General features: G+C 68.4%; 12 protein-coding genes. 6 read left to right on the top strand and 6 right to left on the bottom strand.

Annotation, left to right across the window (positions count from 1 at the left end; translation table 11 throughout):
• The first annotated feature begins 6 nt into the window (after positions 1 to 6).
• The 4 genes from ACLJOO_RS13320 (at position 7) to ACLJOO_RS13305 (ending at position 4,998) form a co-directional block, all read left to right on the top strand.
• Entirely contained in the window at positions 7 to 939 is a 933-nt protein-coding gene (locus ACLJOO_RS13320) for an LLM class F420-dependent oxidoreductase (protein WP_410787290.1), read from the top strand.
• A 160-nt stretch (positions 940 to 1,099) separates the two neighbouring features.
• Positions 1,100 to 3,877, top strand: coding sequence for an aconitate hydratase AcnA (gene acnA, locus ACLJOO_RS13315; protein WP_410787289.1), 2,778 nt, complete (start codon positions 1,100 to 1,102; stop codon positions 3,875 to 3,877).
• A 55-nt stretch (positions 3,878 to 3,932) separates the two neighbouring features.
• The gene (locus ACLJOO_RS13310; RefSeq protein ID WP_410787288.1) at positions 3,933 to 4,490 is read left to right on the top strand and encodes a HEAT repeat domain-containing protein; all 558 of its coding nucleotides are present in this window, start codon (positions 3,933 to 3,935) and stop codon (positions 4,488 to 4,490) included.
• The gene (locus tag ACLJOO_RS13305; protein ID WP_410787287.1) at positions 4,471 to 4,998 is read left to right on the top strand and encodes a GNAT family N-acetyltransferase; all 528 of its coding nucleotides are present in this window, start codon (positions 4,471 to 4,473) and stop codon (positions 4,996 to 4,998) included. Before ACLJOO_RS13310 ends, ACLJOO_RS13305 begins: the two co-directional genes overlap by 20 nt.
• On the opposite strand, the gene ACLJOO_RS13300 is transcribed toward ACLJOO_RS13305, so the two are convergent.
• The gene (locus ACLJOO_RS13300; RefSeq protein WP_410787286.1) at positions 4,975 to 5,391 is read right to left on the bottom strand and encodes an HIT family protein; all 417 of its coding nucleotides are present in this window, start codon (positions 5,389 to 5,391) and stop codon (positions 4,975 to 4,977) included. The genes ACLJOO_RS13305 and ACLJOO_RS13300 overlap by 24 nt on opposite strands.
• Positions 5,391 to 7,295, bottom strand: coding sequence for a Na+/H+ antiporter (locus ACLJOO_RS13295; RefSeq protein ID WP_410787285.1), 1,905 nt, complete (start codon positions 7,293 to 7,295; stop codon positions 5,391 to 5,393). The genes ACLJOO_RS13300 and ACLJOO_RS13295 overlap by 1 nt, the downstream gene beginning before the upstream one ends.
• A gap of 132 nt (positions 7,296 to 7,427) precedes the next feature.
• Between ACLJOO_RS13295 and ACLJOO_RS13290 the strand changes: the two genes are divergently transcribed.
• Entirely contained in the window at positions 7,428 to 8,933 is a 1,506-nt protein-coding gene (locus ACLJOO_RS13290) for a CocE/NonD family hydrolase (protein ID WP_410787284.1), read from the top strand.
• 57 nt (positions 8,934 to 8,990) lie between these two features.
• Positions 8,991 to 9,791, top strand: coding sequence for a type II CAAX prenyl endopeptidase Rce1 family protein (locus tag ACLJOO_RS13285; RefSeq protein ID WP_410787283.1), 801 nt, complete (start codon positions 8,991 to 8,993; stop codon positions 9,789 to 9,791).
• Here the strand turns inward: ACLJOO_RS13285 and ACLJOO_RS13280 are convergent.
• The 4 genes from ACLJOO_RS13280 to ACLJOO_RS13265 form a co-directional block, all read right to left on the bottom strand.
• The gene (locus ACLJOO_RS13280) at positions 9,788 to 11,560 is read right to left on the bottom strand and encodes an alpha/beta fold hydrolase (protein ID WP_410787282.1); all 1,773 of its coding nucleotides are present in this window, start codon (positions 11,558 to 11,560) and stop codon (positions 9,788 to 9,790) included. The two genes, ACLJOO_RS13285 and ACLJOO_RS13280, sit on opposite strands and share 4 nt — an antisense overlap.
• A 5-nt stretch (positions 11,561 to 11,565) precedes the next feature.
• On the bottom strand, positions 11,566 to 12,060 hold the full coding sequence (locus tag ACLJOO_RS13275) for a DUF402 domain-containing protein (RefSeq protein WP_410787281.1): 495 nt from the start codon (positions 12,058 to 12,060) through the stop codon (positions 11,566 to 11,568).
• Positions 12,061 to 12,085: 25 nt separating this feature from the next.
• A complete protein-coding gene (locus tag ACLJOO_RS13270) occupies positions 12,086 to 14,404 on the bottom strand; it encodes a DUF4132 domain-containing protein (protein ID WP_410787280.1) in 2,319 nt (772 codons plus the stop codon).
• Between the two features lie 95 nt (positions 14,405 to 14,499).
• Positions 14,500 to 14,808, bottom strand: a complete 309-nt coding sequence (locus ACLJOO_RS13265) for a hypothetical protein (RefSeq protein ID WP_410787279.1) — start codon at positions 14,806 to 14,808, stop codon at positions 14,500 to 14,502.
• Positions 14,809 to 14,819: the final 11 nt, after the last annotated feature.

Here is a 14,819-nt window from a genome sequence, read left to right as displayed (position 1 = left end):
GGCGCCATGCTTCTCAGGATCTTCACCGAACCTCAGCAGGGCGCCTCGTACGACGACCTTCTCGCGGTCGCCCGCAAGACGGAGGAGAACGGGTTCGACGCGTTCTTCCGCTCCGACCACTACCTCGTCATGGGCGACAACGACGGCCTCCCGGGCCCGACCGATTCGTGGATCACGCTGGCCGGCCTGGCCCGTGAGACCAAGCGGATCAAGCTCGGCACGCTGGTCAGCTCCGCGACCTTCCGCAACCCCGGCGTACTGGCGATCTCGGTCGCCCAGGTCGACCAGATGAGCGGCGGCCGCGCCGAACTCGGACTCGGCGCCGGCTGGTACGAAGCCGAGCACAAGGCATACGGCCTCGACTTCCCCGACACCCCAGGCCGCTTCGACCTCCTCACCGAACAGCTCGAACTGATCACCGGCCTCTGGGACACCCCGGTGGGGGAGAAGTACGACTTCCAGGGCGAGCACTACCAGATCAGCGACTCGCCGGCGCTGCCGAAGCCGGTCCAGCAGCCGCACCCGCCGATCATCGTCGGCGGCGCGGGCAAGAAGCGTACGCCGGAGCTCGCCGCGAAGTACGCCGCCGAGTTCAACGCCGGCTTCCGCAGCGTCGAGCTGACCGAGACACTCTTCAAGCGCGTCCAGGCGGCCTGTACGGCGATCGGCCGCGACCCGAAGACGCTCGCGCTGTCCACCGCGCACACCGTGGTGGTCGGCAAGGACGACGCCGAGGTGAAGCAGCGGGCCGAGGCGATCGGGCGCGACGTCGAGGACCTCAAGGCGAACGCCGTCGCGGGGACGCCGGCCGAGGTCGTGGACCGGCTGGGCCGGTTCGCCGCGGTGGGATCGCAGCGTCACTACGTCCAGATCATGGATCTGCAGGACCTCGACCACCTCGACCTGATCGCGGCGGAAGTTCTTCCACAGGTTTCCTGATCGTCCGAAAAGTTGGCTCGATGTCGTGTATCTTGATGTCGAGAGAGTTTTTGGCGGGAGGTTAGGGGAACCTGACCTCCCGGCCGGGCCGGGTGCTCGGCAGGATGGCCATGAGCGAATAGATGCAGTGCGGACACGGACTGGACAGAGGAGCAGGTTGATGGCGAGCGTCGACAGCTTCGGTGCCAAGGGTGCACTCGAGGTCAACGGGCAGTCGTACGAGATCTTCAGGTTGGCGGGCATCGAGGGTGCGGACACGCTGCCGTACTCGCTGAAGGTCCTGCTGGAGAACCTGCTGCGCACCGAGGACGGCGCGAACATCACCGCCGAGCACATCACCAAGCTCGGCAACTGGGACCAGAACGCGGCCCCGGACACCGAGATCCAGTTCACCCCGGCCCGGGTGATCATGCAGGACTTCACCGGCGTCCCGTGCGTGGTCGACCTGGCCACGATGCGCGAGGCGGTCGGCGAGCTCGGCGGTGACCCGACCAAGATCAACCCGCTGGCGCCGGCCGAGCTCGTCATCGACCACTCGGTCATCATCGACGTGTTCGGTACGCCGGACGCGTTCGAGCGCAACGTCGAGTTCGAGTACGGGCGGAACCGCGAGCGGTACCAGTTCCTCCGCTGGGGCCAGACCGCGTTCGACGAGTTCAAGGTCGTCCCGCCGGGCACCGGCATCGTGCACCAGGTGAACATCGAGCACCTCGCCCGTACGGTCATGGTCCGCAACGGCCAGGCGTACCCGGACACCTGCGTCGGCACCGACAGCCACACCACGATGGTGAACGGCCTCGGCGTGCTCGGCTGGGGCGTCGGCGGTATCGAGGCCGAGGCCGCGATGCTCGGCCAGCCGGTGTCGATGCTGATCCCGAAGGTCGTCGGCTTCAGGCTGACCGGGTCGGTCCCGGCCGGCGCGACCGCGACCGACGTGGTGCTGACGATCACCCAGATGCTGCGCAAGCACGGTGTGGTCGGCAAGTTCGTCGAGTTCTACGGCGACGGCGTCGCGGCGGTCCCGCTGGCGAACCGCGCCACGATCGGCAACATGAGCCCGGAGTTCGGCTCCACCTGCGCGATCTTCCCGATCGACGATGTGACGCTGGACTACCTGCGGCTGACCGGCCGGTCCGACGACGACGTCGCGCTGGTCGAGGCGTACGCGAAGGAGCAGGGCCTCTGGCACAACCCGTCCGTCGAACCGCGGTTCTCCGAGTACCTCGAGCTCGACCTGTCGACCGTCGTACCGTCGATCGCCGGCCCGAAGCGGCCGCAGGACCGAGTCGCGCTGAGCGAGGCCAAGGAAGGCTTCCGCGGTGCGCTGACCGACTACGCCACCGAAGAGCTGGATGTGGACCCGTCGGAGACCGGGAGCTTCCCGGCCAGTGACGCGCCGAACGGCCACGGGAACGTCAACGACGAGCCGCACGTGCCGCACGGCAGCGGCAACGGCCGCCCGTCGAAGAAGACCAAGATCAGCATGGACGGCCAGGAGGTCGAGCTCGACCACGGCCACGTCGTGATCGCCTCCATCACCTCCTGCACCAACACCTCGAACCCGTCTGTCATGCTCGCCGCGGCGCTGCTGGCGAAGAACGCGGTCGACAAGGGCCTGGCGTCGAAGCCGTGGGTGAAGACGTCGCTCGCGCCCGGGTCGAAGGTCGTCACCGACTACTACGAGAAGGCCGGCGTCACGCCGTACCTGGAGAAGCTCGGCTTCCACCTGGTCGGCTACGGCTGTACGACGTGCATCGGCAACTCGGGTCCGCTGCCCGAGGCCGTCTCGGCCGGAGTGCAGGAAGCCGACCTCGCTGTTGTGAGTGTGCTGTCCGGCAACCGGAACTTCGAGGGCCGGATCAACCCGGACGTGAAGATGAACTACCTCGCGTCGCCGCCGCTGGTGATCGCGTACGCGCTGGCCGGCACCATGGACTTCGACTTCGAGACCGATGCCCTGGGCAAGGACACCGACGGGAACGACGTGTTCCTGAAGGACATCTGGCCGAGCGCCGACGAGGTCGAGCGGACCATCGCGAGCTCGATCAACAAGGAGATGTTCACCAAGGACTACGCCGACGTGTTCGCCGGTGACGAGCGCTGGCAGTCGCTGCCGACGCCCGAGGGCAAGACGTTCGCGTGGGACAGCGAGTCGACGTACGTCCGGAAGCCTCCGTACTTCGACGGTATGGCGAAGGACCCGTCGCCGGTCACCGACATCGCGGGCGCCCGCGTGCTGGCCAAGCTGGGCGACTCGGTCACCACCGACCACATCTCCCCGGCCGGTTCGATCAAGGCCGACAGCCCCGCGGGTACATACCTCGCGGAGCACGGTGTGGACCGCAAGGACTTCAACTCGTACGGTTCCCGCCGGGGCAACCACGAGGTGATGATCCGCGGCACGTTCGCGAACATCCGGCTGCGCAACCAGATCGCGCCGGGCACCGAGGGCGGCTTCACCCGCGACTTCACCAAGGAGGACGCGCCGGTCACCACGATTTACGACGCGGCGCAGTCGTACGCAGCGGAGAGCACCCCGCTGGTGATCTTGGCAGGCAAGGAGTACGGCTCGGGATCGTCGCGCGACTGGGCCGCGAAGGGTACGGCGCTGCTCGGCGCGAAGGCCGTCATCACCGAGTCCTTCGAGCGGATCCACCGGTCGAACCTGATCGGCATGGGCGTGCTGCCGCTGCAGTACCCGGAGGGTGAGAACGCGGAGTCCCTCGGCCTCACCGGCGAGGAGACCTTCGACATCACCGGCGTCACCGCGCTGAACGACGGCGCGATCCCGCGCACGGTCCACGTCACGGTGACCGCGCCCGACGGCGGCGTGAAGGAGTTCGACGCGGTCGTCCGCATCGACACCCCCGGCGAGGCCGACTACTACCGCAACGGCGGCATCCTGCAGTACGTCCTGCGCTCACTGATCGCCAACTGACGGTCAGTAGCCGCGGGTCACCGGAATTGTCGGTGGCCCGCGGTTTACTGATTTCATGGCCGATCGGGAGTCGCCGCGTGAGGTTGTGCGGGCGGCGTGTGCGACGTACGGCGAGGATGTCGTGGTCGACTGGGCCGTTGCCTTCCTGAGCGGGGCGATCTCGGGCGAGGCGGCGTACGGCGCCGAGTTGCCGAAGCTGGTGGCGATCACCGGGTCGGAGAATCCCGGTGGCTGGAAGGCGCCTGTTGATCCGGGTAACTACTACTGGATCCGGGTGTGGGCCGCTCGCGTGTTCCTGTACGTGTGGCGGGACGACGTGGTCGATGCGCTGCTGGTCGCGGCGCAGGATCCTGCCTGGCGGGTCCGGGAGCACGTCGCCCGGATCACGGCGCAGCGCGAGCTCGGCCAACTCGTCGACGCACTCCTGCCGATGCTCGACCACGAACTGCCAAGAGTCCGTACGGCGGCCGTTCGCGCAGTCGGCGCCGCGGGCGAGTACGAACACGCCGCCGCGATCCGCGCTCTCGCAGACGACCCCGAGCACACCGTCCGCGCCGCCGTAGAACGCGCCCTCAGCACCCTGGAGACCCGCCTTGACCGACCCGTCCGCTGACATCTCCGCGCGGCCTGCGACGTCGGCCGACGGTGCGGCTGTTGGAGAGGTGCATGCGGCGTCGTGGGGTGCCGCCTATGCGCCGCTCTTTACCGAGGACGTTGCGGAGGAAGGGATTGCGAGTCGGCTGACCAGGTGGCATGCGCGGCTCGCGGCTGGTCAAGGGCTGGTGATGCTCGGGTTTGTCGGGGAACGGCCGTTGGCGATGTCGTGGTCTGAGGCGTCGGAGGGTCGCGCCGGATTCGCCGAGATCCACAGCTTCTACACGCACCCCGACGGCTGGGGGAGCGGCGTCTCCGTCGCCCTGATGGACGCCACCCTCCAGCAGCTAAGCGCCGACGGCTACGACAACGTGCACCTCTGGACCCTCCGCGACACCCCGCAGTCCCGCCGCTTCTACACCAAATGCGGCTTCACCGAGACCGGCGCCACCCAAACCCGCGACTTCGGCGACGGCAACCCGCTGCCTCAGGTGGAGTACGAGCTAGTCACCAAGAGCAGCGCGTAGCTTCCCGGCGTACTCTTCCGCCTCGGTGTCGTCGGCGTACTTGGTTCGTGGCCAGAAGAAGCCGCGGAGGCCGTCGCCCTTGGTGCGCGGTACGACGTGGACGTGCAGGTGCGGCACGGACTGGGACACGACGTTGTTGACGGCAACGAACGACCCCTGCGCGTCGAACGCCGTACGGACCGCCGCCGCGACCGAGCGGGCCGCTCCGAACAGCGGCACCGTCAACTCGTCGGACAGCTCGACCAGCGTCGGTACATGCTCCCGCGGCACGATCAGCGTGTGGCCCTTGAACACCGGCCGCACGTCCAGGAACCCGACGACGTCCGGCGTGTCCAGCACGATCTGCGCCGGTGTCGTCCCCGCGATGATGGAGCAGAACAAGCAATCCGCCATTAGCCCAGTTTCTCGTCGATGAAGCACCAGCGCCACGTCTCGCCCGGCTCGAAGCTGCGCATCACCGGGTGTTTGGTCTCGGCATTGTGCTTGCTGGCGTGCTTCATCACCGACGAGTCGCAGCACCCGACGTGACCGCACCCCAGGCACAACCGCAGGTGAACCCACGAACCCCCGTCGGCCAGGCACTCCTCGCAGCCGTCCGGCGTGTTCGGCGCGACCACCACCGGCGCCTGCTCCAGGTGCTCACACGCGCCACCCGTCGTCTTCGGCCGCAGGTCCTCGGAGCGCCCGCCGACGTCGTCGTCCTCGTCGCGATCCAGGATCGACTCCTCGATATCGAGCGCGTTCTGCGCCCGCTGCAGCACCTCGTCGGCGACCAGCCCGGCGTCGCGGATCTTCAGGATGTGCGCGCGCTCGGCCTCGAGCATCGCGATCCGCAGCCGCCGGTACGCCTCGCTCGGCGTCTCGTACTCGGTCTCCGGACGCCCGAGCCGCTCCCACGCAGCCTGCGCCCGCGCTTCACCCCGCTGCCGCAGTACGTCGAGAATCGCGGGCGGGTCCGTCGGCGTCGAGATCTCGTCGAGCTTCGCGATCGCGGCCCGATGAGCTCCCTGCAGTACGGCGGCCTCCTGCAACGCATCCTCCGCCGGATCCGGCCCCGGCAGGCGCAGGCGGCGTACCAGCCAGGGCAGCGTCGAGCCCTGGACGAGCAACGTGCCCGCGGTGACGGCGAGGGCGATGAACACCAGGACTTCACGATGCGGCGTGTTCTCGGGCAGCGTGAAGACCGCGGCCAGCGTGACCACGCCGCGCATCCCGGCCCACGACACCACGATCAAGGCCCGGCGCGACACCGGACCGGGGCGCGAGGGCCCGAGAACGCGGCGGGACAGCATGGTCGTCGGGATGATCCAGATCGGCCGCAGGAGAATCACCGCGACGAATACCGCGACCGTCGTCGTCGCGATCAGCCACGCCGGCAGCGGGCTCTCCCTCAGGTCGTCGAGGATCCACCGGGTCTGCAGCCCGATCAGCAGGAAGACCGTGTTCTCCAGCAGGAACTGGAACGTCCGCCAGTTGGTCCGCTCCGACATCCGCGACTTCGCCGACTGGATGATCGGAGCCTTGTGGCCGAGGAGCAGGCCGGTGACGACCACCGCGAGTACGCCGGACGCGTGGACGTAATGGTTCTCGGCCGCGATGTAGGCGATGAACGGCGCGGTCAGGCTGAGCGTGGTGTCCAGCACCGGATCGGTGAACCGGCGGCGGATCTTGGCCAGCACGATCGTCACGACGATGCCGACCAGCACCCCGCCGGCGGCTGCCCGGAGGAAGTCGAGGCCGACGTGCCACACCGTCGGCGCGACGACAGCGGCAGCGATCGCCGTCCGCAGGCACACCAGCGCGGTCGCGTCGTTCATCAGGCTCTCGCCCTCGAGGATCGTGACGATGCGGCGGGGGAGGCCGACCCGTTTGGCGATCGCGGTCGCGGCGACCGCGTCCGGCGGCGCGACGACGGCGCCGATCGCGAACGCGGCCCAGAACGGCAGCGGTTCCTGACCGATCGACTCGGCCACCTGACCGAGCAGCCACCACGCGACGAGGCCGACGCCCAGCGCGGTGAACGCGACCAGGCCGACCGACAGCAGCCCGATGGACCGCCGGTGCTTGGAGAAGTCGACCAGGCTGGTCTTGATGGCCGCCGAGTAGAGCAGCGGCGGCAGGAAACCGACCAGCACGACCTCGGGCTCGAGCTCGACCCGCGGGATGAACGGCAGGTACGACGCGGCGACCCCGATGACCACCAGCAGCAGAGGGGCCGAGATCCCTATCCGTCGCGCCAGCGCGGCGACCGCCGCGACGACGGCGACGAGGGCCACGACCTCGATCGCGATATGCACGCGCACAGTGTCGCAGCGACCGAGCAGGTTTCGCCCATCGGTTCGCCGACGGCTGAGCCCGGACTCTGGTCAGCCGGAGACCTGTCCTCTAGCGTGTGCGAAGCGAGATCCGTCGATCACTTGGAGTGACTGATGCGTCGTGTGCTTGCTCTGCTCGGTGTGGTGGCACTGCTCGTGTCTCCGGTGGTTCCGGCCGCCGCCTCGAGCACGGTGACGAACGGATGTGTCGCATCGGTCCCAGAGCCTGGTACAACGACGCCCGTACGGATCTGCTACTCGCTGTTCAAACCGGCGACCGCCTCGGCGCAGCACACCGTGCCGCTGATCTTCCACAGCCACGGGTGGGGCGGCAGCCGGACCACGGACCCGGCCGCATTCAAGGCGTGGCTCGACGCGGGCTTCGGCGTACTGAGCTTCGACCAGCGCAGCTTCGGCCAGAGCACCGGCGTCGCGCATGTGATGAACCCTGACTACGAGGGCCGCGACGTGGTGAAGCTCGTCGACCTGGTCGCGGGCCTGGACTGGGTCACGAAGCAACGGCCCGGCGATCCGTTGATCGGAGCTATCGGCGGGTCGTACGGCGGTGGGTACCAGTTCGCCGGCGCCTTCACCGAGCTTCGCGACCGCGGGCGGACCCGGTTCGACGCGCTCGCTCCGGAGATCACCTGGTGGGATCTCAAGCAGAGCCTCGCGCCGCAGGAGGCCGCCCGGACGATGTGGCTGTCGATCCTGTTCGCGGGCGGCGGCACGCATCTGCCGCCCGCGGTGTCGGCCGCCTTCGTGGCGCTGATCGCGACCGGTACCTGGCCGGTGGGGAAGGCCGGGCGCGATCTCGACGCGTTCTTCGCGCACAACGGGCCGGCCTGGCACGTGCAGCAGGGCCGCAAGCTCGACCTCCCGGTGCTGTTCGGGCAGGGCATCTCCGACAACCTGTTCAACCTCAACCAGGGGTTCACGAACTTCGACCGGGCGCTTACCGCGCGGGCCCGGGCCAAGTCGATCTTCGTCGGGTACAACGGCGGTCACACGCTGCCCAGCGTCGTACCGCCCGGCTACGCGACCGCCGGTGACCCGTGCTCGATCGCGCTCGGATCACCCAACTTCTCCAGCCTGTCGATCCGCTTCATGCAGCTGCAGCTCCTGCACAAGTCGACGGGTCTCACCGACTTCGGCACGTACCACCTGTCGACCGCCGACGGTCGTTGCCTCACGCAACGGAACCTGACGCCGAACAAGCGGTACCCGCTCGGCAAGATCGTCGCGCCGACCGGTGTCGGTCTGCCCGTCAACCTGCCGATCGCGAAGGGACCGATCACCATCGCCGGCACACCCACGCTGACGGCCGACGTCTACACGGTCATCCCGCGGTCGGCGGCGTACTTCGCGCTGAGCGTCGGCAAGAACCCGCTGACGGCGAAGGTCGTGCAGAACAACACGATGCCGCTGCGCGAGAAGTACACGGCGCGCGGCGTACGGCGGACGATCGAGCTGCCCGCGATCGCGGTCGACGTCCCGGCCGGCCAGAACCTCTACCTCACGGTCGCCCCCATCGCCGACATGTACGCCGGGCAACGCGGCCCGCTCCCCGGTGTGATGATGCTCAAGAACGGAACCCTCAGCGTTCACCTGGCTCGGTAGCAGCCGTGTCAGAGCTATGGCGGATCCGTGTCAGGCCGGGCCGCGAACCTTCTTGGCATGAGCCAACTCACGCACACCAAGCCCCGTCCGAAGTTCGTCGAGGTCCTCCTTGCCGACAAGCACTCGATCCCGCTGTCCATCGCACTGCACCTGGTGCCCGGCGCTCTGATCGTCGCCGTCTACGCCTTCGTCGCGGCGCCGCTCGTCCGAGCGATCGACTACCCACCGTTCCTCGCCTGGGCGATCGCCTTGGCGGTTGTCCTCTTCCCGCTCCTGCTTGGCCTGGCGTGGCTGGGTAAGCAGGCCACTGGCCGCTACTGCCTCCGTGGCGGTGCCCTCAAGTACATGGACCGCCCGGTCCCGCGCGGGAAGGTCATCGCGCTGATCAGCTTCTGCCTCGTGTGGATGACCGTCGTGTCGCTCTCGCTACTGCCCGTGGACAACTTCCTCTACAACCACGCCTTCACCTGGATCAACTACGCGGGCACCGGCGACAGCGCGACGTCGTACCTGAACGGCTACTCGCAGGAGAAGCTCCTGACCACGCTGCTCATCTGTGGCCCGTTCACCGGCTGGTTCCTGCCGCTCATCGAGGAGTACTACTTCCGCGGGTTCCTGCTGCCCCGCCTGTCGCAGCTGCGCGGATGGGCGCCGTTCTTCAACGTCTTCTTCTTCTCGGTGTACCACTTCTGGGCGCCGTGGACGGTCGTGTCCAAGCTCGTCTTCCTCTACCCCGGCGTCCACCTGGCCTGGAAGAAGCGCGACATCCGGATCTCGATCGGCATGCACCCCGGCTCGGCACTGCTGATGACAGTCGTCGGCGTCATCGCGGTCGCGATGGGACGGACCTCGCTCTAACTCGGCAGTACGACGACAGTTGTGAACCAGGCAAGGCCGCCCAACCAGATCAGTCCGGCGGCGGCCGACCACCAGCTGCGTGCTTTGATCCACCACGGGAGGGCGGCCAGGAGTAGTACGCCACTCCACGGGGCGAGGTGCGGTACGCCGAGGAGCAGGCGCGCCGGGAGTACGTCGTACTCGGACCAGAGCAACGCACCGAACGAGCCGAGGAACAGCAGCCCGAGCACTGGTGGCAGCAGGTTCCAGAGCCGTAGCCGGCGGCGTGCAACAGCGTGGACGATCCAGCCGAGGATCCAGCCCACGACAAGGAGCACGAAGAGCGCCGCCGGCACGATGGGCAGGTAACGACCGTCCGTCGCACCGACCGCGGTCGCCGCGAGCCGACTGGTCAGGTGCAGGTCGCTCGGCTGCACGACTTGGTACGGCGCCTCGCCCTGGCACTGCTCCAGTGATCGACCGGGCTGGTCGAGCCAGGCGGTCACGACGGTACGACCGCACCGACTCGACAGCACGACCGCGTGACCGATGCCGGCGAACTCGACGAACTGCCGGTGCGGCAGACCTGCCGACGCGCTCTCAGCGGTCTGCGCCGGGGTGATCGGGTCCTGGGCGCCTGCGAGGACCAGCGTGGGCTGCGTGAAGCGGACCGGCGCCCGATTGGTGGGGGAGCGGGGGAGTCCGAGTCGCCCGCACACCACGTCGTCCGCCGCGAGCCAGGCGATCACCGGGCGGGCGTGGCGAGCCCCCGTCGTACGGTAGGGGACCTCGTCCTGGCACTGCATCAGCCAGTACTGGCCGAGGTTGTGGCTCACCAGTTCACCGATGCCGACGGCAACCAACGTGTTGAGCGCGCCGTACTTGCCGGCCGCGAGTTGGTGCAGGAGGAGCGGCAGGATCGGGAGCAGGTCGACCTCGTACGCCGCGGAGTGCACGAGGGTGACCAGGTCGTCCCCGGTGAGGCGGTAGGTGCGTGGCTCGTTCGTCACCGGGTTGTGGCCGGGGACCGCCTGCGGGCGCGCGTCGAGTTGGGCGGCCGCCTTCTGCAGGTCGGCGTACGCCTCGTGGCCGAGGCTGGCGCGCAGGCCGTCGTACCCGTTCTGGGCGAAGTCGACGGACGGCGGGCTGAACGAGTCGAGCACGACCGCGTCGACGCCGGCCGGGTCCAGGGTGGCCAGTTGCGCCACCACGCCGGTCGACCAGGACAGGCCGTAGAGCGACCAGTGCTGGTAGCCGAGCGCGACGCGGAGGTCCCGAAGGTCGAGCGCCGCGGCGCGGGCCGTGTAGCCGCGGGGATCCCCACCGGCGCGGCGGAAGTCGTCGAGGCAGGTGCGCATCGCCTCGGCGACGGGGTTCGCCTCGGCGTACGGGTCCTCGGTGCGGGTGAACATGTCCGCGAACCGCTTGTCCGCCTCCTCGCAGTCGAGGTCGGGGGTCGCGCGATCGCCGCCGCGTTGCTCCAGCAGTACGACGTCGCGGTCGCTGACCAGGCTGGAGAAGAAGTAGGCGAGCTGGATCGTGCCCGAGCCGGGTCCACCGCCCATGAAGACGAGCGGCGGCTTCTTCGCTGCGGTGTCGCGCGCCGGTACGACGACGTACGGGATCTTGATCGTGCGCGTGGTCGGGACGTCACGGTTCTCGGGGACTTCGAGGCGACCGCAGCGGGCGTCCGACGGCACCTGGACGAGACAGTCCTCTGTCGGCAGTGCAGCCGGTGTCGGTGGTGTGAGTAGTGCGAGTAGTGCCGCGACCGCCCCCAGTCCGCGCACTTGAGTTATCTGACCTTGTCGAGGTGGGTTTTGTACACGGTCAGGAACGGCTCTTCGGTGGACACGGCCTGCACGAGCCAGTCGCAGGTCTCCCGGGCGGTCGCGATCACGTCCGGCGGGTACGCGTACTTCACCTGGTGCTCGGCGAACTCGTCCTCGTCGTCGATGAAGACGGTGCCGTCGCGGCGCTTGATCACGTCCAGGTCGAGGTCGATCATCGTCAGCACGTCCTCGGAGAACTCGACCGGCGTGGTGATGTCCGCATAGATCTCGGTATGCCGCGGCTCGTCGTTGAAGATCGCGGTGAACCACTTGTCCCGCGGGAACAGCTGCACATGCGCCTGCTCCTGGGTCACCACCGGCTCGTCCCCGCGCTGCGACACGGACCCAGCCGGGGCGCCCAGCCAGACGCCGTACTGGTCCTCGCCCAGGTACCGCATCCACTGATGCCAGTGCAGCTTCTCGTCGAATTTGCGATAGACGACTCGCACATCACGCATGACCCCCAACCTATCGGCCGACGGGTCAGCGGCGCTTGATCTGGGCGGTGATCGTGGGGTCCTTGATCGCGGTGTCGTTCGCGAGCAGGAACGCCTTGCTGAGCACCAGGCTGAGGACAGGGTCGTCGTCGAAGGGGAGGAACAGCTTCTGCGCCTGGCCGTCGCGGGCGGCGACGATGCAGAGGTACTGGTCGTTCGGTGACATCAGGATGTTGCCGCTGCCCAGATGGATGCGGTACGTCCGGAGATCCCCGCGCACCGAGAGGTAGCGGTCGTCGAACTCGCACCGGTCGGCGATGGCCAGCCGCGGCACGAGTTGTTCGAGCACCTCGCGACGGATCTCGCCGGCCGCGGACAGCTCGCCGAAGCCGAACGTGTGCCAGTACGTCTCGAAGCGGCGCTCGGTCCCGCGGTCGAGCCATTCCGGATCAGCACCGATCGACGTGACGCCGACGAACAGGTCGACATCGCGCAGCGCCTCGGTCAGGACGAGCGGTGGTACGTCGGCCACCTCGATCGAGTCAGAGGTCCGTACGTCGACGAACCGCACCTGATCGCTGGTGCAGTACGGATAGAGATCGGTCGCACCCGGCTCCAGGTCGTGGATCGGGTCGAAGTAGAACTCGGCGCGGATGCCGGCCGCGTCGAAGGTACGGCGGGCAACGCCGTGGTCGATGCCGTCGTCCCACCACGCGACCGCGACCGGCGCCCAGCCCCGCCCCTTCATCAACGCGCGGGCCTGCACCTGCCCGAACACGTGACCTGCGAAGCGGTTCGAGTACACGCGAGTCTGTTCCTCGGCGGGCGTGAGGACGTAGAGCTCCCGGAACGCCTGCTTGAACGGCTGAACGATCTGCTGCTCCACCAAATGCCGTCGCCAGGCGCGTACGTCGTCTGCGGTCGCGTGGATCGGGTGCCAGAGCCGTACCTCCGCATCCGGCGGAATCTCGGCCTGCTGACCCGAACTCGTGACCACGGTCGTGGCGTCGAGCGGAATCCCGACGACGTCCGGTCCGTCCGGGGCGCTGAAGCCCCAGACCAGCGTGCGGGTCATCCGGCCGGTGATCGGATGGTCCAGGTACCAGGCGCGCCAGTCGTCGAGCGGCCAGCGGCGGTCCGCGGCCATCAGGCCGTCCAGGCGCACCCGCTCGCCGGCGATCGTCTTCCGGATCGCCTTGAGGTCGTTGCGGATCGCCGCGAGCGCTTCGGCGTCGGCCTGCTTCACGTCCGGCGGCATCGACTTGCGGGGCGTCTGCTTCTCGTCGACGTACAGAAGTGCTGCGGTCCTTCCGTCCACCACGACCTCGGCGGATCCCCGCGACAGCGGTACTCGGCGCTTGCCGTCGGCGTCGAGGTCATGGGTTTCGACGGCGCGTTCCAGCAGTTGGTCGCGGGTCAGTCCCTGCGCGGAAGCTAGCGCGTCGATGGCCTTGCGCACCTGCCTCAGCAGCGTCCCGTGCCGCACGGAACGCTCGAGCGCGAGCAACTCGGTGATCGACGACGGCCCGCCGATGTCGGCCATCGCCTGCGCCGACGAGTTGGCGAGCCGGAGGCTCCGGGGCGTGCCGAACTGGCCCCCGATCACGGTCACGGTCTTGATCGCGAGCCGCCGGAGCTGCGGCAACAGCGTCGAATCCCGCAGTACGCCGGCGATCGCGACAACTCCACACAGAAAGGACTCGTTGGCCGCGGTGACGTAGTGCGTGATGGTGTAATTGGGGTGCGGTTCCGTGTCGGCGGCGTCGAGAGCCGCGTCGAGGAGGGCGCCGATCAGGGCCGCAGGCGTGGACAGGACGCCGGTGACGCGCTCGGCCTCGGTGAGCCACTTCTTCGAGGGCTTGCCCTGGGAAGGAAACGCCGCGAGGAGATCGAGGGCCGCCGCACGCGCTTCGGCCGGTTCGTCCGCAGCCTCGAACGCACTGCGCAGGCGAGGGCCGATGTCGTCGCTCTCGTCGATCAGGTCGACGCGCAGCCCCTCCTCAGGGCCTACGAGCTTCCGCAGCCTGGTCGCCGTCGCCGCGTCCTGAGCGTGCTCGGCCGCACGTCCGATCAGTGGTCTCAAGGGTTCCTGCTCCGCGTCGGGCAGCGCGGCGTACGCGTGTTCGATCTGGCGGCTCACCGCGCGGAGAGCTTCGCTGCTCCACCACGCCTGGGACTGCTCGAACTGCCCGATGCGCGGGGTCAGCAACCGCTCGATGTGCTCCGGCGACAGCTGGAGGCGCTTCCGCGCGATCACCGACAACAGTTGGGCGCAGTGATAACTGTCGACCCGCTCCGAGACGATCAGGATGCACTCCAGCCGCAGCGGTTCCGCGGCCTGCAGGATCACCTGGACCTCAGGCATTGCCCGAGCGTCTGCGTCAGCGGTCCACGACCGGCTACGAAGGGCCTTCAGCGCCGCAGCCACCAGCGTGGCGGCCTCACCATCGGCTGCCATGCTCAGCCGCCGACCAGCTGGACCAGGCGGACGAAGCGGATATCGGAGTCCGCGGTCAACTCGAGCTCCTCGTCGAGCTCGGTCACCTGCCGGTCGTCGACCAGCACGAAGAACCCGTTGCGCCCGAACGCCTCGATCGCCCGATCGGCCTGCCGCTCCCAGTCGGGCTGCAGCTGCTTCGCCACTTCCTCCCGGACACGCGTCACGATCAGGTCGCGCAGCGTGATCCTGCTCGAAACCAGCTCCAGCAGCGTCGTCGTACCGACCTGCCCTGCCCCCGACACCTCGACGATCTTCACCGTGATCCCCACCGGCGCAGCAT

The sequence above is a fragment of the Kribbella sp. C-35 genome (genome assembly GCF_046549195.1).
Classification (GTDB): domain Bacteria; phylum Actinomycetota; class Actinomycetes; order Propionibacteriales; family Kribbellaceae; genus Kribbella.
This window is presented reverse-complemented; position numbering and strand designations above follow the sequence as displayed.